19 protein-coding genes are annotated in these 23,292 nt (G+C 59.9%); 14 read left to right on the top strand and 5 right to left on the bottom strand.

All coding sequences use genetic code 11. The features are described 5' to 3' along the window. Positions 1–203: 203 nt before the first annotated feature. From ACFSDX_RS09355 to ACFSDX_RS09290, 14 genes are all read left to right on the top strand, one after another. Complete coding sequence (locus tag ACFSDX_RS09355) at positions 204–950, top strand: carboxypeptidase-like regulatory domain-containing protein (protein WP_382313078.1); 747 nt, start codon at positions 204–206, stop codon at positions 948–950. Positions 951–1,099: 149 nt separating this feature from the next. Beyond that, positions 1,100–2,209: an Mrp/NBP35 family ATP-binding protein gene (locus ACFSDX_RS09350; protein WP_382313077.1), complete on the top strand. Its 1,110-nt coding sequence runs from the start codon at positions 1,100–1,102 to the stop codon at positions 2,207–2,209. Positions 2,210–2,311: 102 nt separating this feature from the next. Continuing rightward, positions 2,312–2,539 carry a NifU family protein gene (locus ACFSDX_RS09345; RefSeq protein ID WP_382313076.1) on the top strand — a complete coding sequence of 76 codons (228 nt, stop codon included), beginning with the start codon at positions 2,312–2,314 and terminating at the stop codon, positions 2,537–2,539. A gap of 125 nt (positions 2,540–2,664) precedes the next feature. After that, a complete protein-coding gene (fahA, locus tag ACFSDX_RS09340) occupies positions 2,665–3,972 on the top strand; it encodes a fumarylacetoacetase (RefSeq protein WP_382313075.1) in 1,308 nt (435 codons plus the stop codon). A gap of 81 nt (positions 3,973–4,053) precedes the next feature. Then, positions 4,054–4,263 carry a heavy-metal-associated domain-containing protein gene (locus ACFSDX_RS09335; protein WP_382313074.1) on the top strand — a complete coding sequence of 70 codons (210 nt, stop codon included), beginning with the start codon at positions 4,054–4,056 and terminating at the stop codon, positions 4,261–4,263. A gap of 507 nt (positions 4,264–4,770) precedes the next feature. Further along, positions 4,771–5,655, top strand: coding sequence for a sugar phosphate isomerase/epimerase family protein (locus tag ACFSDX_RS09330; RefSeq protein ID WP_382313073.1), 885 nt, complete (start codon positions 4,771–4,773; stop codon positions 5,653–5,655). A 99-nt stretch (positions 5,656–5,754) separates the two neighbouring features. After that, the gene (locus ACFSDX_RS09325; RefSeq protein ID WP_382313072.1) at positions 5,755–7,434 is read left to right on the top strand and encodes a GMC oxidoreductase; all 1,680 of its coding nucleotides are present in this window, start codon (positions 5,755–5,757) and stop codon (positions 7,432–7,434) included. Positions 7,435–7,453: 19 nt separating this feature from the next. Further along, positions 7,454–8,065 (top strand): gluconate 2-dehydrogenase subunit 3 family protein, encoded by a 612-nt coding sequence (locus tag ACFSDX_RS09320; protein WP_382313071.1) that lies wholly within the window; start codon positions 7,454–7,456, stop codon positions 8,063–8,065. An 88-nt stretch (positions 8,066–8,153) separates the two neighbouring features. After that, positions 8,154–9,308 carry a Gfo/Idh/MocA family protein gene (locus tag ACFSDX_RS09315; protein ID WP_382313070.1) on the top strand — a complete coding sequence of 385 codons (1,155 nt, stop codon included), beginning with the start codon at positions 8,154–8,156 and terminating at the stop codon, positions 9,306–9,308. Positions 9,309–9,317: 9 nt separating this feature from the next. Then, on the top strand, positions 9,318–10,370 hold the full coding sequence (locus ACFSDX_RS09310; protein ID WP_382313069.1) for a sugar phosphate isomerase/epimerase family protein: 1,053 nt from the start codon (positions 9,318–9,320) through the stop codon (positions 10,368–10,370). Between the two features lie 18 nt (positions 10,371–10,388). Further along, complete coding sequence (locus tag ACFSDX_RS09305; protein WP_382313068.1) at positions 10,389–10,889, top strand: c-type cytochrome; 501 nt, start codon at positions 10,389–10,391, stop codon at positions 10,887–10,889. Positions 10,890–10,952: 63 nt separating this feature from the next. After that, positions 10,953–12,215, top strand: a complete 1,263-nt coding sequence (locus tag ACFSDX_RS09300; protein ID WP_382313067.1) for a nucleoside permease — start codon at positions 10,953–10,955, stop codon at positions 12,213–12,215. 18 nt (positions 12,216–12,233) lie between these two features. After that, positions 12,234–13,127: a hydroxypyruvate isomerase family protein gene (locus ACFSDX_RS09295; protein ID WP_382313066.1), complete on the top strand. Its 894-nt coding sequence runs from the start codon at positions 12,234–12,236 to the stop codon at positions 13,125–13,127. Positions 13,128–13,219: 92 nt separating this feature from the next. Further along, positions 13,220–14,005: a 3-keto-disaccharide hydrolase gene (locus ACFSDX_RS09290; protein ID WP_382313065.1), complete on the top strand. Its 786-nt coding sequence runs from the start codon at positions 13,220–13,222 to the stop codon at positions 14,003–14,005. Positions 14,006–14,092: 87 nt separating this feature from the next. Here ACFSDX_RS09290 and ACFSDX_RS09285 read toward each other — a convergent pair whose 3' ends face one another. From ACFSDX_RS09285 to ACFSDX_RS09265, 5 genes are all read right to left on the bottom strand, one after another. After that, a complete protein-coding gene (locus tag ACFSDX_RS09285; RefSeq protein WP_382313064.1) occupies positions 14,093–15,658 on the bottom strand; it encodes a RagB/SusD family nutrient uptake outer membrane protein in 1,566 nt (521 codons plus the stop codon). Between the two features lie 21 nt (positions 15,659–15,679). Then, positions 15,680–18,700 (bottom strand): SusC/RagA family TonB-linked outer membrane protein, encoded by a 3,021-nt coding sequence (locus ACFSDX_RS09280; protein ID WP_382313063.1) that lies wholly within the window; start codon positions 18,698–18,700, stop codon positions 15,680–15,682. 289 nt (positions 18,701–18,989) lie between these two features. After that, positions 18,990–20,765: a glycoside hydrolase family 13 protein gene (locus tag ACFSDX_RS09275; RefSeq protein ID WP_382313062.1), complete on the bottom strand. Its 1,776-nt coding sequence runs from the start codon at positions 20,763–20,765 to the stop codon at positions 18,990–18,992. 20 nt (positions 20,766–20,785) lie between these two features. Beyond that, complete coding sequence (locus ACFSDX_RS09270; protein ID WP_382313061.1) at positions 20,786–21,664, bottom strand: carbohydrate kinase family protein; 879 nt, start codon at positions 21,662–21,664, stop codon at positions 20,786–20,788. A 176-nt stretch (positions 21,665–21,840) separates the two neighbouring features. Then, positions 21,841–23,163 (bottom strand): sugar porter family MFS transporter, encoded by a 1,323-nt coding sequence (locus tag ACFSDX_RS09265; RefSeq protein WP_382313060.1) that lies wholly within the window; start codon positions 23,161–23,163, stop codon positions 21,841–21,843. Positions 23,164–23,292: the final 129 nt, after the last annotated feature.

Below are 23,292 nucleotides of genomic sequence, written 5' to 3'. Positions count from 1 at the left end.
CGTGAAGGATAATTTCTGGTAGGCTAAATACCGGAACAGGATGACATAGTTGTTGGCTTCGCAACAGCCTATTATCCTAAGCATTGCTGCAAATAATTAATAATTTGCAATTTATGCACACACTTATCGGACGAAAATATTACAGCGAATAAAAACTTTACACTATATTTACCTTTGTTCATCCGCTACTCATCTTCCCTGCTATGAAACACCTTTTCCGCTGCTTCCTACTCATGACAGTACTGGCTACTCCTCTACTATCGGGCTGCCAAAAAGACGAGCCGGCTACGCCTACTACGGGCAACCTAAGCAGCACGGTAAGCCCAGTTGGCAGCATTATAAAGGTCACGGCCCAAAACAGCACTGGCCTCAGCTTCTCAGCTACGCCCGACGCTGCTACCGGGGCCTTTAGCTTTAGCGGCCTAGTAGCGGGGCAGTACACGCTTAGTTTCACGATGGCCAGCGGCTATAAACCTATGGCCAGCGTAAGCACCAGTGTGGTAGCAGGGCAAAACACGGCCCTTGGCACCGTGCAAGCCACCTCCGATGGCATTGTCAAAAGCGGCACCATGAGCTGGACCACGGGTGGGCAAACTTATACCGCCACCATTACAGCAGGCACTATCAACCGGCAAGTTGGGCAGAGCGGTACGCTCTATATAAAAGGCAGGTCTGTCAACGGCAACCAGACGGATGAGGTATCCTTGAGACGAAACAACGGCTTTTCCGGCGTGGGCAGCTACACGCTGAGCTTGGCCGAGTACTGGCGCACTACGGTTGGCGCATCCGAAGTTTACCGTGACCGCACTACCGATAATCCATTAGTTATCACGCAATATGACGAAACTACTGGTACAATGGCCGGCACCTTCAGCTTTTGGGGATGGACTGGCGACTTAGGCGGCAACACTATTATCGTCACCAATGGCACCTTCTCGTTGCGATTCTAGCACGGCGGCCTAATTGATTTCAGCGCCCCGGCTTTTGCAAAAGTCGGGGCGCTTTTGATTTACGCATTGTGCTACGCTATTTGGAAACCCCTACCCCTCGGCGCGGGTTACCTTTGCAGCTTGCGCCCTAGGTGGCGCAGTTGCCCAGTATGCCCGAACTAACGATAGAAGCCGTCCGCCACGCCCTAAGCTTCGTGGAAGAGCCCGACCTAGGGCAGGATTTGATTACGCTCAACATGGTGGAAGACATCAAGGTAGAAGGCCGCACGGTGTCCTTCACCGTGGTGCTCACCACGCCCGCCTGCCCGCTCAAGCAGCTCATCCACGATGCCTGCGAGCGCGCCGTGCACACGATGGTGGACAAAGACGCCAATGTGGTAATTCAGATGACGTCGCGCGTGACCACCATGCGCAACAACAACACCATTTTGCCCGGCGTGAAGAATATCATCGCCATTGCCTCGGGCAAGGGCGGCGTGGGCAAAAGCACCGTAACCGCTAACCTCGCCGTGGCGCTGGCCGCCACCGGCGCCAAAGTCGGGCTGATTGACGCTGACATCTCCGGCCCTAGCATGCCCATGATGTTTGGCGTGGAAGACGCCCGGCCGCACGTGTTGCAAGACCAGCAGGGCAAAAACCGGATTCAGCCCATCGTGCAATACGGCGTGAAGCTGATGAGCATCGGCTTTCTGGCGCCCGGCGAAAATGCCATCGTGTGGCGCGGGCCAATGGCCTCGTCGGCGCTCAAGCAGTTCATTACGGAGGTAGAATGGGGCGACCTCGATTACCTGCTACTCGACTTGCCGCCCGGCACCTCCGACATTCACCTGACTATGGTGCAGACGGTACCCGTGACCGGCGCCATCATCGTAACCACGCCGCAGCCCGTGGCACTGATGGATGCCCAGAAGGGTTTGCAGATGTTCCGCCAGCCGCAAATCAATGTGCCAGTGCTGGGCATTATCGAAAACATGGCGTGGTTTACGCCTGCCGAACTGCCTGACAACAAATACTATATCTTTGGCGAAGGCGGTGGCCAACGCCTAGCCGACAAGCACCAGGTGCCGCTCATTGGCCAGCTGCCGCTGATACAGGCCGTGCGTGAGGCCGGCGACCGAGGCCGCCCGGCCGTGTTAGCCGACGTAACTTCGCCAGAAGCGGCTACGTTCCGAGATTTAGCCGAAAGCCTGGCCCGTCAGGTCAGCATTCGCAACAACGTAGCCCCCAAGACGACCATCGTCACAATGAACGCTCAGTAGAGGATTCTGAACAGTAAGCTATTCGCTTTGGTTGAATTGCCTACTGCACGATGTTTTCTATTTCGCTGTTCAGTACTAATTGTTAATTGCTAATTACCTAAAATGGATACTGTTCTGTCCCGCGTCGAGCAAGCCTTAGATGGCTTGCGCCCCTACCTGGCCACCGATGGCGGCAACGTGCGCGTGGCCGAGATTACGCCCGAAGGCGTGCTGAAGCTGGAGTGGGAAGGTGCCTGCGGCGCCTGCCCCATGTCGCCCATGACCCGTGCCGGCCTCGAAGACACCGTGCGCCGGGCCGTGCCCGAGATTACGGCCGTCGAGGCCCGCTAAGGCGCACCGCGGACTCGGCGAGCCCGCAGGTTTACTCGACTAACGAACCAACACCAGCCATTTAGCTTGCGTATTGCCTAGCTAGCGCGAACTATCCGGTTCGCGCTAGCTTTTTTTTGCTTCCTATGCCCGCTTCGCCCGCCAACGACCCTAGCCTACGCTCCTGGATTGACATCCGGCCCACCGACGATTTCCCAATTCAGAACCTGCCTTTTGGAATAATTGACGTGCCCGACTGGGGGCCACGCCTGGCGGTAGCTATCGGCGGCTACGCGCTCGATTTGTATGCCTGCGCCCAGCTCGGCTACTTCGACAGCGTGGCTGACGACGTGCCCGAGCTGGGCGCGGCGCTGCCTAAAGTGTTTCGGCGGCGCTCGCTCAATGCCTTTCTAAAGCTCGGCCCCACGGCCTGGCGGGCAGTGCGCGAGCGCGTGAGCGAGCTGTTGCGCCACGACAACCCCGCCCTGCGCGACAACGAGCTGGCCGTGCGCACCTGCCTGCTGCGCCAGCGCGACGTAACCATGCTGCGCCCCGTAAAGCCCGCCAACTACACCGACTTCTACTCGAGCCGCGAGCACGCCACCAACGTAGGCCTGCTTTTCCGGCCCGATAACCCGCTGCTGCCCAACTGGTCGCGCCTGCCGGTGGCCTACCACGGCCGGACTAGCTCCATCGTGGTGAGCGGCACCGACATCCGGCGGCCCCACGGCCAGTACCTGCCGTCGGGCCAGACCGAGCCGGTTTTTGGGCCCACCCAGCAGCTCGATTTTGAGTTGGAAACAGCCTTCGTGGTCGGCCAGGGCACGGCCCTAGGCGAGACGGTGCCCGTGGGCCAAGCCGAAAGCCACATCTTTGGCGTACTGCTCTTTAACGACTGGAGCGCCCGCGACGTGCAGCGCTGGGAGGCCCAGCCGCTGGGGCCGTTTTTAGGCAAGAACTTCGCCAGCAGCGTTTCGCCCTGGGTCGTGACGCTCGACGCGCTGGAGCCCTTCCGGGTGGCCGGGCCGGCGCAGGAGCCTACACCCCTGCCCTACCTGCAAACTTCGGGCGAGCACCACTTTGATATTCAGCTGGAAGTGCTGCTGCTACCGGCCGGCGCCACGGCGGCCCCGTTCGTCATCAGTCACACCAGCACCAGCCACCTCTACTGGAGCATGGCCCAGCAGCTGGCTCACCACGCCGCCGGCGGCTGCCCGCTCGAAGTGGGCGACCTCTGCGCCTCGGGCACCATTAGCGGCCCCACGCCCGGCTCACTGGGCTGCCTGCTCGAACTAACGCACGGCGGTACCCAGCCGCTGGCCTTACCCAACGATTTGCAGCTGAGCTACCTGCGCGATGGCGATACGATAATTTTGCGCGGCTACGCCGAGCACAGCGGCATTCGCATCGGCCTGGGCGAGGTACGCGGTACGGTGCTGCCCGCGGCAGAATAGCCCTAGCCGCACAAAACTGGCGGCTTACCTGTTTATAGGCTAGCCGCCGCTCGTCCTTGCGGGGCTTTAATTGACTTTTCTATGCCAACCCAACAGTTCAAAACCACCATCAACTGCGCCAACTGCCTGCGTGCCATTACGCCTGCTCTCAACGCCGAGCCCGCCATCACTGCGTGGCAAGTAGACACCGCCAACCCTGATAAGCTCCTGACCGTGACTACCGACCTACCCGCCGCCCAGGTTGTGGCGTTGGTAGAAGAAGCTGGCTTTACGGCACAACCCGTGGCTTAGGCTACCCCCCAGGCAGCCCTTGTGCACTAGCCGAAGTTTTGTCGTGGCCCCCGCCGCTCAGCGACAAAGCTTCGGCTAGTTGCGTTTATCCCGTGGCCCCCGCTCGCACAGCCGGCGCACCTAGAGCAACATTTAAGGAGGGAATTATTCCGGTATCTTATTAAACGAATCAAATTTCGCACACTATCTTATTGTCCTGCTTATGAAGTCAATAGCGGGCAGAATTACTCTACCCAGATAGTGTAGCCCATTCATCTTCAGGGCGCTAGAAAACATATCGCAATCGTTTTCGGACCGAAGTGCAAGCTACTGAGCTAGTACTCACTCATCAGCTCGACGGGTAGTGCATGCAGAATTGCTGCCTAGGCCCTACATTTAGCGTGCTTATCGAGGGAAGCTATTTAGCCAAGCAGCCATAAAAGCATCGCAAGCAACAGCTTGCTGCAACTGCCGGGTATTTAATTGCTCTTTCGCCTGCCCTTGCTCTTCCACTTACTCCCCACCACCATGACTTCCCGACGTGCGTTCGTCAAGTCAGCCGCGCTGCTCTCCGCTGGCGTACTGACTAGCCCCAGCCTCCTGGCTGCTTCCAAGCAATACATTGGTTTGCAGCTTTATACGGTGCGCGAGGCGATGCAGCAAGACCCAGCGGGCACGCTGGCCAAGATAGTCCAGCTCGGCTATAACTCGGTGGAGGGCGCCACCTACACTGGCTCCCAGAAGTTTTACGGCATGGAGCCGGCCGCTTTTGCCCAGGTGCTCAAGCAGAATGGTCTTATCATGCCCAGCAGCCACTACGTGCTGGGCGAGGCGCAGCAGAATGGCCAACCCACCCAGGGTACCATCCTGCACGGCTGGGACAAGGCCGTGGACGACGCGGCCCAGGTGGGCGTCAAGTACATGGTGTGCGCCTACCTCCTGGACAGCGAGCGCGGCAGCCTCGACCACTACAAGCAGATTGCGGAGCACCTGAACAAGGCCGGCGAGCGCTGCAAAAAGGCTGGTATTCAGCTTTGTTACCATAACCACGACTTCGAATTTCAGGCCCAGGATGGTAAGATGCCCTATGACACGCTGCTGGGCATGACCGATAAAAACCTGGTGAAAATGGAGCTCGACCTGTACTGGGCCACCAAGGCCGGCCAAGACCCGGTGGCCTTGTTTAAGAAACACCCCGGCCGCTTCCCGCTCTGGCACGTGAAGGACATGGACAAGACGGCTGAGCGCAACTTTACGGAAGTGGGCAATGGCTCGATTGACTTCAAGCGCATCTTCGCCCAGGCCAAGCTGGCCGGCATGCAGTATTTCTTTGTGGAGCAGGACAAAACGCCTGGCTCGCCCTTCGACAGTATTAAGCAAAGCGTGGCCTACATCAAGCGCACGCTGGTGTAGCTAGTGATTAGGGTTTGGTGATGAGTAGTTAGTACTTACTCATTGCTAACCGCTAGCCACTAATCACTAAATACCAACCTTATTCCCACTCTATTTCCAATGGAAAAGTACACCTATGACGCCATCGTCATTGGCTCTGGCATCTCGGGCGGCATGGCCGCCAAAGAACTGACCGAGAAGGGCTTGAAGACCATCATGCTCGAAAGAGGCCGCAACATAGAGCACATCAAGGACTATGTAAACGCCAACAAAGCGCCTTGGGAGCTACCCCACCGCGGCGGCCGCACCCAGCAGATGGTAGCCGACCACCCGGTGCTGAGCCGCGACTACACCCTCAACGAAGCCAACCTCAGCTACTGGGTGAATGAGAAGGAAAGCCCCTACGTGGAGGTAAAGCCCTTCGACTGGTTTCGGGGCTACCACGTGGGCGGCCGCTCGCTGATGTGGGGCCGCCAGAGCTATCGCCTCAGCGACCTCGACTTTGAGGCCAACGCCAAGGATGGCGTGGCCGTGGACTGGCCCATTCGCTACAAAGACCTGGCGCCCTGGTACAGCCACGCCGAGAAGTTTGCGGGCATCAGTGGCAACCGCGACGGCATTCCGCACCTGCCCGATGGCGACTACATGCCGGCTATGGAGATGAACATCGTGGAGAAGGATGTGGCCGCCCGCATCAAGAAGCACTACAAGGAGCAGCGCCACATGATTATTGGCCGCACGGCCAACATCACCAAATCGCACAACAACCGGGTGAGCTGCCAGTACCGCAACAAATGCTGGCTGGGCTGCCCGTTTGGGGCTTATTTCAGCACGCAATCGGCCACGTTGCCGGCGGCCATGGCTACCGGCAACCTTACGTTGCGGCCGTTCTCCATCGTTACCAAGATTATCTACGACAAGGACACCAAGCGGGCCAAGGGCGTGGAGATTCTGGACTCGGAGACCAACAAGACCTACGAGTACTTCGCCAAAGTCATTTTCGTGAACGCCTCGGCCCTCAATTCGGCCTGGGTACTCATGAACTCGGCCACCGACGTGTGGCCCGGCGGCCTAGGTAGCAGCAGCGGTGAGCTAGGCCACAACCTGATGGACCACCACTTCCGGGCTGGCGCCAGCGGCGAAATGCCCGGCTATGAAGACAAATACGTGTATGGCCGCCGCGCCAACGGCATCTACGTGCCGCGCTTCCGCAACCTAGGCGGTGAAAAGCGCGACTACATCCGGGGCTTTGGCTACCAGGGTAGCGCCGGCCGCCAGGGCTGGAGCCGCGAAATCGCGGAGATGAACATTGGCGGCGACCTCAAGGACGCCCTCAGCGAACCAGGCGGCTGGACCATGGGCCTCACCGGCTTTGGCGAAACCCTCCCCTACCACGACAACCAGATTACGCTCGACAAAACCAAGAAGGACAAGTGGGGCCTACCGGTGTTGGCGATGGACGCCGTTATCCGCGACAACGAGTTGAAGATGCGCGTCGACATGATGGCCGACGCCAAGGAGATGCTCGAAGCCGCCGGCCTGCAAAACGTGAAGACCTACAACAACCCCTACGCCCTAGGTGGCGGCATCCACGAAATGGGCACCGCGCGTATGGGCCGCGACCCCAAAACGTCGGTACTCAATCAGCATAACCAAGTGTGGGACGCACCCAACGTGTACGTGACCGACGGGGCCGCCATGACCTCGGCAGGCTGTCAGAACCCCTCGCTTACTTACCTGGCTCTCACGGCGCGCGCCGTAAACCACGCCGTGAGTGAATTGAAAAAACAGAACGTCTAACTCCCTCAATTACCTAGCCATGATGAACCGAAGAGATGCCCTAACCCGGGTAGCGCTGCTGATGGGCGGTGCCGTGATTGGGGGCGATTATTTCCTGACCGGGTGCAGCCCCGCCGCCTCCGACAAGCAGGCCGGCGACACGAAGGATAAGGCCGCAGCCAACAACTTCAAGTCCCTCACGCCAGAGCAAACCGCCTACCTCACTGAGGTGGCCGACACCATTTTGCCCGCCACCAAAACGCCGGGCGCCAAGGCTGCCAACGTAGGCTCATTCATGGCCGTGATGGTGCGCGACTGCTACAAACCCGAAGACCAGCAAATCTTCATGGACGGTCTGGGTAAGCTTGAAGCTGCCAGCCAGAAGCAGAACAGCAAAGGCTTTTTGGAGAGCACACCCGCTCAGCGCACGGCCCTACTCACAGCCCTCGATGCGGAGCAGAAAAACTACGGCAAAACCAAGACGCCCGAGCAGCCCAACCATTATTTTCGCATGGTGAAGGAGCTGACGCTGCTGGGCTTTTTCACGTCGGAGGTCGGCGCTACGCAGGTGCTCCGCTACCTGCCCGTACCGGGCAAATACGACGGCAACGTACCCTACAAAAAAGGCGACCGCGCCTGGGCCACTACCTGATTTTGGGTTCTGACTACTGCTCAACGCAGCGCCTTACCCATAGGGGTGAAGCGCTGCGTTGAGCAGTAGCAAATAATATTAATACCGCATGAATAAACTACGCCTAGGTATGATTGGCGGCGGGCAGGGCGCCTTTATCGGCGCGGTGCACCGCTTGGCGGCGGCCCTCGATGGCCAATATGAGCTAGTGGCCGGGGCCTTCAGCAGCAACCCTGATACCTCCCGCACCACTGGACATCTACTGGGCCTGGCGCCCGACCGCGTGTATGGTTCCTACGAGGACCTGATTACGCAAGAGCAGGCGCGGCCCGCCGCCGAGCGGGTGCAGGTTATAAGCATCGTGACGCCCAACCACTTACACCTTGCGCCGGCCAAGCTGGCGCTCGAAAGCGGCTTCGACGTGGTACTCGATAAGCCCATGACTTTTTCGCTGGCCGAGGCCAAAGAGCTGGCCGCCGTAGTGGCCGCCACCGGTCGCCGCTTGTGCCTCACACATACCTACACCGGCTACCCCATGGTGAAGGAGGCCCGCCAACTGGTGGCCCAGGGCACCCTAGGGCGCATCCGAAAGGTGTACGTAGAATATCCGCAGGGCTGGCTCAGCAAGTTTGAGGAAGGCGGCGAGAACAAGCAGGCAGCCTGGCGCACCGACCCGACCAAGAGCGGCGTGGCGGGCGCCATGGGCGATATTGGCACCCACGCCTTTAACCTACTGGAGTACGTGAGTGGACTGCGCGTCGAGCAGCTCTGCGCCGACATCAACACGGTGGTCGAAGGCCGCCGGCTTGATGACGATGGTGCGGTATTGCTACGCCTCAGCGACGGGGCCAGCGGCGTACTGGTGGCTACGCAAGTAGCAGCTGGCGAGGAGAATAACGTTCGCATTCGCATCTACGGCGAAAAAGGCGGCCTCGATTGGATGCAGGCCGATGCCAACACCTTGCTGGTGAAGTGGCTCGACCGGCCCACCGAAATCTGGCGCACGGGCGGGCCCAGCGTGGGCTCCTACGCCCGCCACAACACCCGCACGCCCGCCGGCCACCCCGAAGGTTACTTAGAAGCTTTCGCCAACCTCTACCGCAACTTCGCCCTCACACTGCAAGCCGAGCTAGCTGGCCAGCCCGCCCCGCCCGAAGCCCTGGACTACCCCAGCATCGAGGACGGCGTGCGCGGCATGGCCTTCATTGAAAACGTCATTGCCTCGGGCCACTCCGACCAGAAGTGGACCGAATTTACTGTGTAGCTGCCCCGTATGAAAACTATCAAAGGACCCGCTATTTTTCTGGCCCAATTCATTGGGGACGAGGCGCCGTTTAATAGCCTGGAAAGCATCTGCGCCTGGGCTGCCGGCTTGGGCTTCAAGGGTGTGCAGCTGCCTACCCTCGACAGTCGCTTTATCGACCTAAAGCTGGCCGCCGAAAGCCAGACCTACGCCGACGAGCTGAAAGGCAAAGTGCAGGCCGCGGGTCTGGAAATCACCGAACTTTCGACCCATTTACAGGGCCAGCTCGTGGCTGTGAATCCCGTGTACGACACGTTGTTCGATGGCTTTGCGCCCGAGACGTTGCGCGGCAATCCGCACGCCCGGCAGCAGTGGGCGGTGCAGCAGCTGGAGTACGCGGCCAAGGCGTCGCGGCGGCTGGGCTTGTCGGCGCACGTTACGTTTAGCGGGGCGCTGCTGTGGCCCTACCTCTACCCCTGGCCCCAGCGCCCGGCCGGACTGGTCGAGGAAGGCTTTGCGGAGCTGGGCCGCCGCTGGCTGCCCATCCTGGATAAGTTCGATGCCTGCGGAGTGGACCTCTGCTACGAGCTGCACGCCGGCGAAGACCTGCACGACGGCATCAGCTACGAGCGGTTTTTGACCGAGGTCAACGACCATCCGCGCGCCTGCTTGCTCTACGACCCCTCGCACTACGTGCTGCAATGCCTAGACTACCTGGAGCACATCGACATCTACCATGAGCGCATCAAGATGTTCCACGTCAAGGATGCCGAGTTTAACCCCACCGGGCGGCAGGGCGTGTACGGCGGCTACGAGTCGTGGCTGAACCGGGCCGGGCGCTTCCGTTCACTGGGCGATGGGCAGGTTGATTTCAAGGCTATTTTCAGCAAAATGGCGCAGTACGACTTTCCCGGCTGGGCCGTGCTGGAGTGGGAATGCGCCCTCAAAAACTCGGCCGACGGCGCCCGCGAAGGCGCGCAGTTCATCCAAAACCACATTATCCGCGTCACCGACCACGCCTTTGATGACTTTGTCGCCTCGGGCGGCGGCGAGGCGGCGAACCGGAAGCTCCTAGGTCTTTAATTGTCTCTGAACCACGTTATGAAGAAAGTATTGCTGCTACTGAGCTGCTGCGCCACACTGGCGGCCTGCACCTCAACTCCCGAGAAAAAGGCCGAAATGACGGCCACCGAGCGCGCCAACAGCCAGGAAAACCCCGAGGCTAAGGATGCCCCTACCCCGCTCACGCAGGACAGCGCGGCGGGCACCCGCCTTTCGGCCGTCGACCACCAGATGCAGGTGGACACCAATGCCTCCAAAATCGGCACGGCCCCGGTGGGCAAGCCCGCTGGAAAGGGCGCGCAGCTAGTAGCCGCTTCCGACTGCGGCAGCTGCCACCGCGAGCGCGAAAAGCTGCTGGGTCCAGCCTACCACGACGTGGCCCTCAAGTACCCCTCAACTGATGCGAACGTCGCGATGCTGGCCAAGAAGGTTATCAGCGGCGGCAAAGGCAACTGGGGCGACATCGCCATGACACCGCACGCCGGCCTATCGGAGAGCGACTCTAAGGAGATGATACGCTACGTACTGAGCCTCAAGTAATCGCCCGACTACGCTGGGTCTTACCGCCTAGGTCCTACTTTTTTCTAACCCACCCTTTTGCCCATGTCTACTGCTATTCGGATTAAGCTGTCCATCATGATGTTCCTGGAGTTTTTCATCTGGGGCGCGTGGTTTGTGACGCTCGGAACGTACCTCTTGCACAACCTAAACGCATCGGGCACGCAGGTCGGGGTGGCTTTTCTGACGCAGTCCATCGGGGCCATCGTGGCGCCGTTTATCGTAGGATTGATTGCCGACCGGTACTTTTCGGCCCAGAAAATCCTGGGCGTGCTGCACCTAGCGGGCGCGCTGCTGCTGTGGCGCGCCTCCTCGTCCCCCGATTTTAATAGCTTCTACCCCAACATTCTGACGTACATGATTCTGTACATGCCCACGCTGGCGCTGGTTAACTCCATCGCCTTCCGGCAAATGCAGAACCCGCAGAAGGAATTTGCGCAGGTGCGGGTGCTGGGCACCCTGGGCTGGATTGTGGCGGGCCTCACCATCGGCTGGCTTAACTGGGAGCAGACTAACGCTTTGCAGGCTACCTTTTTAATGGCCGCGGGCGCCGCGGCGCTGCTGGGCGTGTTCAGCTTCACGCTGCCGGCCACGCCGCCCGTTAAGAGCGGGCAGTCGAGCTCTCTAGGTGACCTGCTGGGCCTCGAAGCTATTGGGATGCTCAAGAACCGCTCGTACTTGATTTTCTTCCTGGCGTCCATTGCCATCTGCATTCCGCTGGCGTTTTACTACGGCTTCACCAACCCCTTCCTCAACGAAGTAGGGATGAAGGGCGCCGCCGCTATTCAAAGCATGGGCCAGGTATCGGAACTGCTATTTATGCTAGCTATTCCGCTGTTTTTCAGCAAGTTGGGAGTAAAGAAAATGCTAGCCATCGGCATGGGCGCTTGGGTATTGCGCTACATCTTCTTTGCCTACGGCAACGGCGGCGACAACTACTGGATGCTGATTGCGGGCATCGTGCTGCACGGCGTATGCTACGATTTCTTCTTCGTAACGGGCCAGATTTATACCGATAATCTGGCCGGCGAGCGTTTCAAGAGTTCGGCCCAGGGCTTTATCACGCTGGCTACCTACGGGGTCGGCATGCTGATTGGCACGCTGCTTTCGGGCGATATTTTTGATAAAAACACGCTGACCGGTGGTGCCCACGATTGGCGCATGATTTGGCTGATTCCGGCTGCCATCGCGGCCGTAGTGCTGGTGCTATTCCTGCTGTTCTTCCGCGAGCGCAACGCGGCCGTGGCCACCGACTCGACCGAAGCTCCGGTGGCTTACGGCGAAGCCTCGGCCGTGGCACCCGGTTAGCCGCTACTCCTTAAAAGCATGAAAAATTTCAATCGCCGGGCGGCACTCAAGGGCCTGCTTACCACCACTGCCACCCTAGGCGCGCTGGGTACCGCCAGCGCCTCCTCTATGGAAACCGCCCAAACCGCCGCGGCCGAAGCTGCGCCGCTGCTCAATAACATCAAGCAGTCGGTTTGCCGCTGGTGTTTTCAAGACATGCCCTTGGACGACTTGTGCGTAAAGGCCAAGGAAATGGGCATCAAAGGCATCGACTTAGTAGGGCCGAATGACTGGCCCACGCTCAAAAAGCACGGCCTCGACTCACCGATGTGCAACGGCGCCGAAATCAACCTGACCGACGGCTTCAACGACCCGCGCTTTCATGCCCAGCTGCACAAGCAGTACGCGGCCATGATTCCGAAGGTGGCCGCGGCCGGCTATACCAACCTGATTTGCTTTAGCGGCAGCCGCCGCGGCATGACGGACGAGGTGGGCCTGACCAACGCCGTGAAAGGCTTGCAGCCGATGGTAGAGTTGGCCGCCAAGCACAAAGTAGTATTGGTAATGGAGCTGCTCAACAGCAAAGTCAATCACCCCGACTACCAGTGCGACCGTACCAGCTGGGGCGTGGCGCTGGCCAAGCGTCTAGGTTCAGAGCACTTTAAGCTCCTCTACGACATCTACCACATGCAGATTGATGAGGGCGACGTCATTCACACCCTCACCGATAACCACGCCTACATCGCGCACTACCACACGGCCGGCGTACCCGGCCGCCACGAGCTCGACGACAACCAGGAGCTGAACTACCCGGCCATTATGCGCGCCATCAAGGCTACCGGCTTTCAGGGCTACGTAGCCCAGGAGTTCATCCCGAAGCAACCAGACAAGCTGGCCTCGCTGCGGCAGGCCGTGCGCCTCTGCGACGTGTAGGCGGCCCGTACGCCACCTAGAAATAACCTACCCTTCAGCCTGGGCCGGGCATTGCGCCCGGTTCAGGCTGTTTACTTATCCCCACTCACCTCATGAAGAAACTCTTTCTCCCCGCTGCGCTGCTCGTCAGCGCCGCGGCCTACGCACAAACCCAGCCGCAGGGCAAGCCCGAAGACACCGAAGTATATGAGCCCGTGCCAAAGGTAGTGGCCGCCACCCCCAACCTGGCCCCGCCGCCCGCCGATGCGCTCGTGCTCTTCAACGGCAAAGACCTCAGCCAGTGGGTAATGACGGAGGACGGCACAACGCCCGCCAAGTGGAAAGTGGCCGGCGGCGCGTTTACCGTGGACAAGAGCACTGGCAACATCGAAACCAAGAAGTCTTTCACCAACTACCAGCTGCACCTAGAGTGGCGCGTGCCGGCCAACATCACCGGCACCGGGCAGGCGCGCGGCAACAGCGGTCTCTTCCTGGCTTCAATTGGTAAGGGCGACCTAGGGTACGAGTTGCAGATTCTGGACTCGTACAATAATAAGACCTACGTGAACGGCATGGCGGGCAGCATCTACAAGCAGCGCGTGCCCCTGGCCAACCCCACCCGCAAGCCCGGCGAGTGGCAGAGCTACGACGTAGTGTGGCTGGCCCCCACCTTCAAGGCCGATGGCACGGTAGCCACGCCGGCCCGCGTCACGGTGATATTCAACGGCATCGTGGTGCAAAACAACGTGGAGCTGGCGGGTCCCACGCAGTACATCGGCCCGGCCGGCTACCGGCAGGCGCACGGCGCTTCGCCCATCAAGCTCCAGTCGCACGGCGACAAGAGCGAGCCCGACAGCTTCCGTAATATCTGGATACGGGAGCTAGAAGCCCGGCCCTAGGTTAGGTTTTGATTGCTACCCACTAAAAAAGCCCACCTGCTAGTTTAGTAGGTGGGCTTTTTTAGTGGGTAAGGGCTACTTGGTACCTTAGTAGCCTGGGTTCTGCGTGATGTTCGAGTTCACGTCTACCTGCGTCTGTGGAATAGGATAGATGAGGTATTTCGGGTCGCTCTGAGGTTTGTCTTTGCGCGCCTGCAAAAACGTACCGAACCGAATCATATCCTGCCGGCGCCACGACTCGCCGTACAGTTCGCGGCCGCGCTCGTCGAGTAAGGTGCTGAGGTTGAGCGAAGTCAAGGCGCTGGCTCCACGCGAGGGATGAGTGCGCAGTGTGTTAACGATGGCCAGCGCGGTGTTGCCGTAGTTGCCCGCGCTGGTAGCAGTACCGCCACGCAAGATAGCCTCAGCTTTCATCAGCAGCACATCGGCTAGTCGGAAACTTACGTGGTCGTTCTCGCACCCGTTGCCGCCTTTGGCCTCGCTCACGTAGTCGACCGGGTATTTCATCGGCCGGATGCCCTTGGCTTCCAGGTCCGAGCCCGTTTCGAAGAGGTTGATATCCTTAGTGAAGGACAGCGGGGCCCCGCTCCGCGTGGTAAGGGCGGCGCCGGTTGTCAGGTTATACTGCTGGCCTATGAGAAAGCCCACGTTGATGCGGCCACCGGGATTGGCCGGCCCGCTAGCGGTTTGGTAAGCGACGCCCCGGCGTTTGTCACTCGCCTCAAACAGGTCGTAGAATGCGGCGGTAGTAGCCGGGCCGTTGTAGCCGTTGACGGGCAGCATGTTGTAGTGCGACACAAATTTCCAGGAGTCGCGCGTGGGGCCGCTGTTACCGAACGTGTTTTCCTGGGTGAAGATGTTTTCCGACCCAATAGCGGTGTTGTTGGGCGCGAAGTTGTCGAAGAAGTTGGTCGTGAATGTGTACTTGTTGCTGCTGATAATCTGGTCGGCCAGGGCAATCACCTGGTTCATGTCGGCCGCCGCGAAGGTTGGGGCCTGCCGGTTGGCGTACACGCCGCGGTTGAGGTAGCACTTCATCAGCAGCACGCGGGCGGCGTCCTTGTTGGCCTGGCCGGCGCGGCCTTCGGGCAGACTGGCCTGCACCGCTGTGATTTCGCTGATAATGTAGGTAAGGGCTTCCGTACCCTTCCGCACCCGAGCCAGCATACTCAGGGTTTCGCCCGGCTCGCGGTACAGCACCTGGTCGTAGAGGTCAAGCACCAGGAAGCTGGCCCAGGCCCGCAAGAATCGGGCTTCGGCCTGCTGCTGAGCAGTGGGCGAAAAGCGCAGCAAATCGGTGGAGGCATAAATGATGCCGTTGAGCTGGGTGTAAGTATCGCGCACCCGCTCGTTCTGAGCATCCCAGGTGTGGTTGTAGAGGGCGCGCCACTTGCCGTTGTCATCCCAGTCGGGTCCGCGGGTGGGCATAATACGGGCGTCGGTGGACACTTCTTCGAGGGCAAATACGCTGACGCAGCCTTGAATAGGGTCGCGCTGCGAGTTATAGACACCCTGAAGGAGGGATGCAGGGTCGCCCTTCGGAATCTGGTCCTCGGTGAGCTGGCCTCCCAGCTTCTCGTCGATGGCGCAGCCGCTGGTTATCTGGAGCAGCGCCAGTACGGCCGCCGCGCCGCTGATTTTAAGATATCGCATGGTGGGTGATGGAAGAGAGTGCTACAAAGAGAAGTTGACGCCGAACGTGAAGATGCGAGCGCTGGGGTAAGCCAGGTAGTCGATGCCGACCGAAGGCACCTGGTTAGCGCCCTGCTTAATGGTGTTGATTTCGGGGTCGAAGCCCGTGTATTTGGTAATCACGAACAGGTTCTGCCCGGTGGCGTAAATGCGAGCCCCTTTCATGAAGCCTATCACATCGCCGATGGAGTATGAGAAGGTCAGGTTGGAGAGCTTGAGGTAGTTACCCTTCTCCAAGTAGCGCGTGGAGGCGGCCGTCGGGTTGCCGGTAGATTCCTTAACCGGATTCTCGAAGGTAGAGAGGGCAATGTTTTTGCCGGCCCCGATGCCTCCCACCGCGCCAATGGCGTTGAGGGTGTTGTTGTAAATCATCTGGCCAAACACACCGGTCATGTTCGCTACTACAGAGAACTTGCTGTAGCGGGCGTTCAGGCCCATGCCCAGCAGCGTGCGGGGGTTGGGGCTGCCGGCGTACACGATGGCGCCGATGTTGTTGAGGCCGCGGTCAGTCAGGCCGTTGTACTGGGGCAGGAAGAAAGCATTGATGGGATAGCCATTGCGAATGCTCTGGCCCAGGGCCCCCGACAGCCCCTGGCCGTTAATAGCGCCGGTCGGAATGGCGGCCCCCACTAGGTCCGACACCTCGTTGCGGATAAAGGTAGCATTGGCGTTGAAGCCCACATCCACTTTATCGTTGCGCACAATGGCGGCCGTTAGGCTAAGTTCAACGCCTTTGTTAACGATTTTGCCGTCGAGGTTTTCCCAGCGAATGGCCGCGTTGGCAGGCCGGGGCTCGCCGGGCGTGGTCGGGAACAGCAGGTCGGTGGTGGTCTTGTAGAAATAGTCGGCCGAGAAGGTGAGGCGGTTCTCGAACGCCCCGATGTCGATACCCGCATTGTACTGGGCATCCGACTGCCACTTCAGGTCGTCGTTGCGGTCGTTGAGCGGCGACTGGGCGCCGTTGTTGTCCAGGGTGTAGCGGTACTGGGCCGAGCCGGCCGGAAACTCTTGGTTGCCGGTGCGCCCGTAGCCCGCCCGCACTTTGAGCTGGCTCAGGCGCTCGGCCGGGAAGAAGGCTTCCTGGCCTAGGTCCCAGGCCGCGGCAAACGAGGGGAAATAGCCCACGCGATTGTTAGGACCAAACTTGGTGCTTTCGTCGCGGCGCAGCGTACCGGTGAATACGTAGCGCTCCTTGAAGTTAAGAATGGCCCGGCCAAACACCGATTGCAACGCCGATGAGGGGTCAACGAACGACGATATACCGCGGTTGCCGGTGCCCGAGTATTGGATATAGTTGGTGTAGTCGAGGCCAAACGAGCCGAAGCCGCCGGCGTCCCGGTTGCCGTAGGCGTTGAGGTTGGAGCCCGAATTAGCAAACTTCGTGTACTCGTAGCCAACCAGCGCGTTCAGGTTAAAATTGCTGGTTATCTGCTTATTGAAGCTCAGAGTATGGGCCATTTGCTGCGTCAGCAGCTCGTTGTGGCTGATGCTGGCAAAGCCTTGCCCTTCAATGCCGGGGTAGTTGATGAGGCGCTGGTCGATGGAAGTGCGCCGCTCGCCGGTGTTGTAGTTCACGCTCACCAGCGCCCGGTACTGGAGCCAGTCGGTAAACTTATAGTAAGGCGCCGCGCTGGCCAGGATGGTCGTCACGCGCGAATTGTCGTTGTACAGCTCCTGGGCGGCCACTGGGTTTACCACGTCGCCAGCCTGAATGAAGAGCGAGCCGTCAGCATTGCGCAGGTTCTGGGTGGGGTTCCACTGCAAGGCCTGCCCGATGAGCGAGCCCCGGAAGCCGGCATCCGTCGTGATGGGGGCTAGCTTCTCCCTAAACTGGCTGGTGGCAATGTTCACGTCGAGCCCTAGCTTCTTGCTTTCCAGAAACTGCAGGTTGGTCGAGAGGTTGGCGCTGAACTTCTGGAAGCCCGTTTTGCGCACGATGCCATTCTGGTCGAGGTAGCCAATGGAGAGGCGGTAGCGCCCCGTTTCGTTGCCACCGCTCATGGCCACGTTGTAATTTTGCAGGGTACCGGTGCGCAGAATCTCCTTCAGCGCGTCGGCGTCGCCACCCTTGTCGCCGTTGCTCACGCCGTAGTACGTGAGGGCCTGGCGGTACTGGCCGGCATCCAGGTACTTAGGTCGGCGCAGCAGGGTCGAAAAGCCGCCGGAGGCCCCCACGGCCAGTACCGGGGCGCCCGTCTTCCCCTTTTTAGTGGTGATAAGCACAACGCCATAAGCGGCTCGCGAGCCGTAGATAGCCGTGGCCGATGCATCCTTGAGCACCGTTACCGACTCCACATCGTCGGGGTTGAGGAAGTTGAGCGGGTTGCTGTCGGCGCCCGTTCCCACGTCGGTCGAGGCTACCAGACCCGGGCGGGCCGAGCGCCCGTCGAGCGGCACGCCGTCTACTACGTACAGGGGTTGGCCCGAGCCCGTCACGGCCGAGTTGCCCCGGATTTTGATGGTGGCCGCCCCGCCGGGCTGCCCGCTGCTGTTGGTCACCTGCACGCCCGAGGTGCGGCCTTGAATGAGCTGGTCGGGCGAGGTGAAGGTGCCGCGGTTAAACTCCTTCTCGCCCAATACTGCTACGGCACCGGTTACGTCCTGCTTACGAGCCGTGCCGTAGCCCACTACCACCACGTCACCGAGTGCCTGGGCATCGTCCTTCATGGTTATGGTAACCGCATTTTTGCCCGTAATGGTCACTGTCTGCCTAGCGTAGCCCACGAACGAAACTGTGAGCGAGGTAGCCGTAGCAGGCACTTGCAGCTGGAAGCTGCCATCGGCGCCCGTGCTGGCGCCAATGCTAGTGCCCGTCACGAGCACCGTGACGCCGGGCAAGCCGCCGCCGGTGCCGTCAAGCACTTTACCCGTTACCTGGCGAGCGGTTTGGGCGTAGCCGGTGATAGGCAGAAAAAGGGTGAGAAGGAGTAGCTTACCGCTCAGAACGGACCGGCGCGCCGGCTGCTCGAAGGAGTAATGGCCTGAGTAACTGCTGTTACGCATGGGTAAAAAAGTAAAGGGTGGGGAAATAGAAACAACTTTGAGAGCCTTGAAAGTCCGCAAACGATTCCTGAAAACGATTCCAGGATGCGCTTGCGACAACGGCTATTCTTGACTGATTGAGCGCGAGTGCGGTAAAGGTATAGGCTGTAAAGCTTTCTCTCGCTACTCCTGCTTAGGAAATGTTAAAATTGTATTACTTGTTCTTAGCCTGGCAACCGGCAGGCGTGCCGAATAAAAAAAGGTGCTTAATCTTCAAGAAAGCGAATCGAATTTAGTGCATCTTCTTGTTTTACTGCAACTTGATTACCACTGCTTGCCAGGGTTGCAGCGCCAGCGCAGCGTCCATTTTCAGCGTGGGGTAGTTGTTGAGCCAAGGCTCGCCGGTGGGTTTTAGGCCGGTGGGTAGGCGCCAGGTGCGCGGGGCCGATGAGAAGTTGAGCACCACCAATACTTTCTCCGCGTCCTGGGTGCGGGTATAGGCGTAGATATCGGGGTTGTCCGCGTCCAGCAGCTGGTACTGCCCGTACACCAGCACCGCGTGGTCTTTGCGTAGCGCAATGGCCTGGCGGAAGTGGTTGAGCACCGACCTAGGGTCTTTTTCTTCGGCCGCTTGGTTGATGGTTGCGTAGTTCGGGTTGACTTTTAGCCACGGCGTGCCGGTGGTAAAACCGGCATTGGCGGTAGTATTCCACTGGAAGGGCGTGCGGCTGTTGTCGCGCGAGAAGCGCTGGAGCGAGTGAAAAAACGCGCCTTCGTCGCCGCCCTGCTGCTTGAGCAACGCGTAGGCATTACGGGCGGCCAGGTCGCGGTAGTCGGCAATGCCCTTAAACTGGCTGTTGGTCATGCCCAGTTCGTCGCCGTTGTAGCAGTAAGGCGTGCCGCGCATGGTCAGCAAAAAGGTATTGAGCAGCTTGGCCGAGGCGGCGCGGAAGGCCGGGCGGTCATCGCCGAACTTGCTCACCATGCGCGGCTGGTCGTGGTTGCCTAGGTCGATGGCCTGCCAGCCTTTCTGGGCAAAGGCGCTGTCCCAGCGCGTGAATACGCGCTTGAGGTCGGTGAGTTTGTAGGTATCGGCATCACTGCCCACGCCCGTACCGTCGAAGGTGTAGGTCATGTCGAGCTCCTTACGGGCGGGGTCCACGAAGAGCATAGCCTCGGTGACGTTGCGGCCCGCGCCTTCGGCCACGGTCATCACGTTGTAGTGACTTAGTACTTCGCGGTTTATCTCCTGCAGGTAGTCGTGTAGGCGCGGGCCGTGGTTGTAGGCGTTGGTGAAAGTGGCCTGCGTGACACCGGGAATAGCCGGGAAACTGGGGTCCTTAGCTACAAACTGGAAGGCATCCATGCGGAAGCCGTCGATGCCCTTATCCAACCAGAAGCGCATGACTCGGTGCACTTCCTGGCGCAGCTTGGGGTTGTTCCAGTTCAGGTCGGGCTGCTTTTTGGAGAAGTAGTGCAGGTAGTAGCTCTTGGTGGGCGCGTCGTATTGCCAGGCGTCGTGCTTCACGTCGAAGGTGCTGAAGCGAGCTGGGGGCGTGCCCTTTTCGGCGGGCCACCAGTAGTAGTAATCGCGGTAGGGACTGGTGCGCGAGGCCCGCGCCGACTTAAACCAGGCGTGCTCGTCGCTGCTGTGGTTCACCACCAGGTCCATCACCAGCTTGATGCTGCGGGCGTGCATGCCCTGGAGCAGCGCATCGAAGTCGGCCATCGTGCCGAACTCCGGCATTATCTGGCGGTAGTCGCTGATATCGTAGCCGTTGTCATCGTTGGGCGAGGCGTAAATGGGATTCAGCCACACGGTGCCCACGCCGATGCTTTTGAGATAGTCGAGCCGCGAGATAATGCCTTTGAGGTCCCCTACCCCGTCGCCGTTACTGTCCTGGAAGCTACGCGGGTAAAGCTGGTATACCACGGTTTCCTTCCACCAATCGGCCTTTTTATCGAGCATGGCGCTGCCAGCAGGCTTGGTAGCCGCAGTGGTAGTAGCGTTTTCGGTTTTAGTAGTTTGGTTGCAGCCCGTAGCTAGAGCCAATATTCCACTTATTACCGCGTAAAATTTCTTCATCGTTCAAGAAACTTAAAACCCTATTGAAGAGCGGCTAAAGCCTCTACCTGCGCCACCGACACGGCCGGCGTGGCGCCCTGGTAAGTGGCCACCAGCGAGCCCGCCGCACAGGCAAAAGCCAGGCACTCGGCGGGGGCCTGCCCGGCCAGCCAGCCCTTGAGCAGGGCCGCCAGAAAGGCATCGCCGCTGCCGATGGTATCCTGCACCGTTACCGCAATGCCGGGGCTGTGGTAGAGCTGCTGGCCGGTCCAGAGCACGGCGCCGTCGGCGCCTTTGGTCACGCACACGGCTTGCAGCTGAAAGTGCTCGGCCAGCCAGCGCAGGGCGGTTGCTTCGTCGGCGCTGGCGTCGAACCAGCCCATGACTTCGGCCAGCTCATTGTGGTTCATTTTCACTAGGTTGGCTTGGCGCAGCAGATACTCCACCACATCGCGCGAGTAGTGCGGGGCGCGCAGGTTCACGTCGAATACCTTGAAGGGCGCCGCGGGCAGTAGCCGGTACAGCGTTTCGCGGGTGGTGGGGCAGCGGGCGGCCAGGCTGCCGAACACGAACGCCTCGGACGCCTCGACCAGCGTACTTAGGGCCAGCTCGTACTGGATATAATCCCAGGCCACGGGCTGCACTATCTTATATACCACCTCGTTGCGGTCGCCCACGTTGGCTTTTACCACGCCCGTCAGGTGGGTTTCGCCGCGCTGCACGTAAGCGGTATCCAATCCTTTGCCTTCTACAAAAGCCACCAGCTCAGCCCCTAGGTCGTCGTGGCCCACGCGACTGATGAGCTGCGCCACCAGCCCAAACTGGTGCAGGTGCACGGCCACATTGAGCGGCGCGCCGCCGGGCTGGTGGCCGGTGGGCAGCACGTCCCACAGCATTTCTCCGAAGCAGGCAATTGGCATGGGGTGGGTGGGAAAAGAGGTGAATGAGTGAAGAGGTTAGCAATTGTCATTGCGAGGAGGCACGACGAAGCAATCGCATCAGGACGAGTTATTGACGAGTTACTTAGGTACTGTCTGGATGCGATTGCTTCGTCGGGCCTCCTCGCAATGACAATCGACTACCCTATTTACCAAGTCTAGTGCATGACCAACGTGCGTTCGACGCCCTCCAGGCTAGTGCCTTTGGTTTCGGGCATGAAGCGCCACACGAAGATTAATTGCAGCACCATCATGCCGCAGAAAATGGCGAAGGTGTGACCGCCGCCGAGCTTATCGGCAAAGGCGGGGAAGGTGAAGGCGATGACCGTGGCCATGACCCAGTGCGTGCTGGAACCCAGGGCCTGGCCCTTGGCCCGCACGGCGTTGGGGAAAATCTCGGAGATAAAAACCCAGATAACTGCACCCTGCGAGAAAGCAAAAAAGGCGATATAGCCAAAGAGCAGCCCCGGCACCAGCAGCGTGCCGAAATGCTGCGTGTAGAAAGCCCGCGCCACCAGCCCAAGGGTAATGATGAGCCCGACCGAGCCCACCAACATGAGTGTGCGCCGCCCAAACCGGTCAATCACGTTGACGCCCAGCAGAGTGAAGATGAAGTTAATCAACCCAATGCCCGCCGATGACAGTAGCGCCGCGCCCTGCCCAAGGCCCGTCATTTCGAAGATGCGCGGGGCGTAGTAGATGATGGCGTTGATGCCCGACACCTGATTGAAGAAGGCGAAGGCTACCGCCAGCAGTACCGGCGTGCGATACTGCGGGCTCCAGAGCGACTCGCTTTGCTGGGCCGCGGCGGCCTGGCTGGTGAGGATGGCGGCCACATCGTCGTCCACCGTTTCGGGGTTGACGATGCGCAGCACCTCGCGGCCTTCGTCCACGCGGCCGTGCAGCAGTAGCCAGCGCGGGCTTTCGGGTACCCGGAAGAGGAAGAGCAGGAAGGCCACTGACGGGACGGCCTGCACGCCCAGCATCAGGCGCCACGAGTGCTCGCCCACATTGGCCAGGAGGTAGTTGGAGAGGTAAGCGACCAAGATACCGAACACGATATTGAACTGGAACAAACCCACCAGTTTGCCCCGCGACTGGGCCGGCGAAATCTCGGAAATATAGAGCGGCGCCGTTACCGACGAGGCCCCTACTCCCAGCCCACCTAGGAAGCGGAATACCATGAATGGCACCCAGCTCGGGGCCAGCGCGGCGCCCACTGCCGATACCAGGTAGAGCACCGCAATCCAGCGCAGCGTCTGGCGCCGACCCAGGCGGTCGCTGGGGATGCCGCCAAACATGGCCCCGACTACCGTGCCAATAAGGGCGATGGAAATGGTGAAGCCGTGCTCCACGGCGCTCAGGTGCCAAAGCTGCTGAATGGCTTTTTCGGCGCCCGAAATAACTGCGGTGTCGAAGCCGAACAAGAAGCCGCCCAGCGCCGTGACGATAGACCAGAAGAGTACTTTACGCTGTGACATGGGGTGGGGAGAAGGACAGACCGGAATCGATTGCACAAATATCCGGGCCACCCACCCAAGGCGCCGTACTTGATTATCCCAAATGCGTTAAGAATTAATGCAATCTTGCACTAAGTTGCGTATTCATTG

The organism is Hymenobacter bucti (genome assembly GCF_042681145.1).
Classification (GTDB): Bacteria; Bacteroidota; Bacteroidia; order Cytophagales; family Hymenobacteraceae; genus Hymenobacter; species Hymenobacter bucti.
The sequence above is the reverse complement of the archived record's forward strand: the minus strand, read 5'-3'. Positions and strand labels throughout refer to the sequence as shown.

Coding starts and splice junctions, on each gene's coding strand:
- ACFSDX_RS09355 (WP_382313078.1), top strand. CDS start 204: ATGAAACACCTTTTCCGCTGCTTCCTACTCATGACAGTACTGGCTACT.
- ACFSDX_RS09350 (WP_382313077.1), top strand. CDS start 1,100: ATGCCCGAACTAACGATAGAAGCCGTCCGCCACGCCCTAAGCTTCGTG.
- ACFSDX_RS09345 (WP_382313076.1), top strand. CDS start 2,312: ATGGATACTGTTCTGTCCCGCGTCGAGCAAGCCTTAGATGGCTTGCGC.
- fahA (WP_382313075.1), top strand. CDS start 2,665: ATGCCCGCTTCGCCCGCCAACGACCCTAGCCTACGCTCCTGGATTGAC.
- ACFSDX_RS09335 (WP_382313074.1), top strand. CDS start 4,054: ATGCCAACCCAACAGTTCAAAACCACCATCAACTGCGCCAACTGCCTG.
- ACFSDX_RS09330 (WP_382313073.1), top strand. CDS start 4,771: ATGACTTCCCGACGTGCGTTCGTCAAGTCAGCCGCGCTGCTCTCCGCT.
- ACFSDX_RS09325 (WP_382313072.1), top strand. CDS start 5,755: ATGGAAAAGTACACCTATGACGCCATCGTCATTGGCTCTGGCATCTCG.
- ACFSDX_RS09320 (WP_382313071.1), top strand. CDS start 7,454: ATGATGAACCGAAGAGATGCCCTAACCCGGGTAGCGCTGCTGATGGGC.
- ACFSDX_RS09315 (WP_382313070.1), top strand. CDS start 8,154: ATGAATAAACTACGCCTAGGTATGATTGGCGGCGGGCAGGGCGCCTTT.
- ACFSDX_RS09310 (WP_382313069.1), top strand. CDS start 9,318: ATGAAAACTATCAAAGGACCCGCTATTTTTCTGGCCCAATTCATTGGG.
- ACFSDX_RS09305 (WP_382313068.1), top strand. CDS start 10,389: ATGAAGAAAGTATTGCTGCTACTGAGCTGCTGCGCCACACTGGCGGCC.
- ACFSDX_RS09300 (WP_382313067.1), top strand. CDS start 10,953: ATGTCTACTGCTATTCGGATTAAGCTGTCCATCATGATGTTCCTGGAG.
- ACFSDX_RS09295 (WP_382313066.1), top strand. CDS start 12,234: ATGAAAAATTTCAATCGCCGGGCGGCACTCAAGGGCCTGCTTACCACC.
- ACFSDX_RS09290 (WP_382313065.1), top strand. CDS start 13,220: ATGAAGAAACTCTTTCTCCCCGCTGCGCTGCTCGTCAGCGCCGCGGCC.
- ACFSDX_RS09285 (WP_382313064.1), bottom strand. CDS start 15,658: ATGCGATATCTTAAAATCAGCGGCGCGGCGGCCGTACTGGCGCTGCTC.
- ACFSDX_RS09280 (WP_382313063.1), bottom strand. CDS start 18,700: ATGCGTAACAGCAGTTACTCAGGCCATTACTCCTTCGAGCAGCCGGCG.
- ACFSDX_RS09275 (WP_382313062.1), bottom strand. CDS start 20,765: ATGAAGAAATTTTACGCGGTAATAAGTGGAATATTGGCTCTAGCTACG.
- ACFSDX_RS09270 (WP_382313061.1), bottom strand. CDS start 21,664: ATGCCAATTGCCTGCTTCGGAGAAATGCTGTGGGACGTGCTGCCCACC.
- ACFSDX_RS09265 (WP_382313060.1), bottom strand. CDS start 23,163: ATGTCACAGCGTAAAGTACTCTTCTGGTCTATCGTCACGGCGCTGGGC.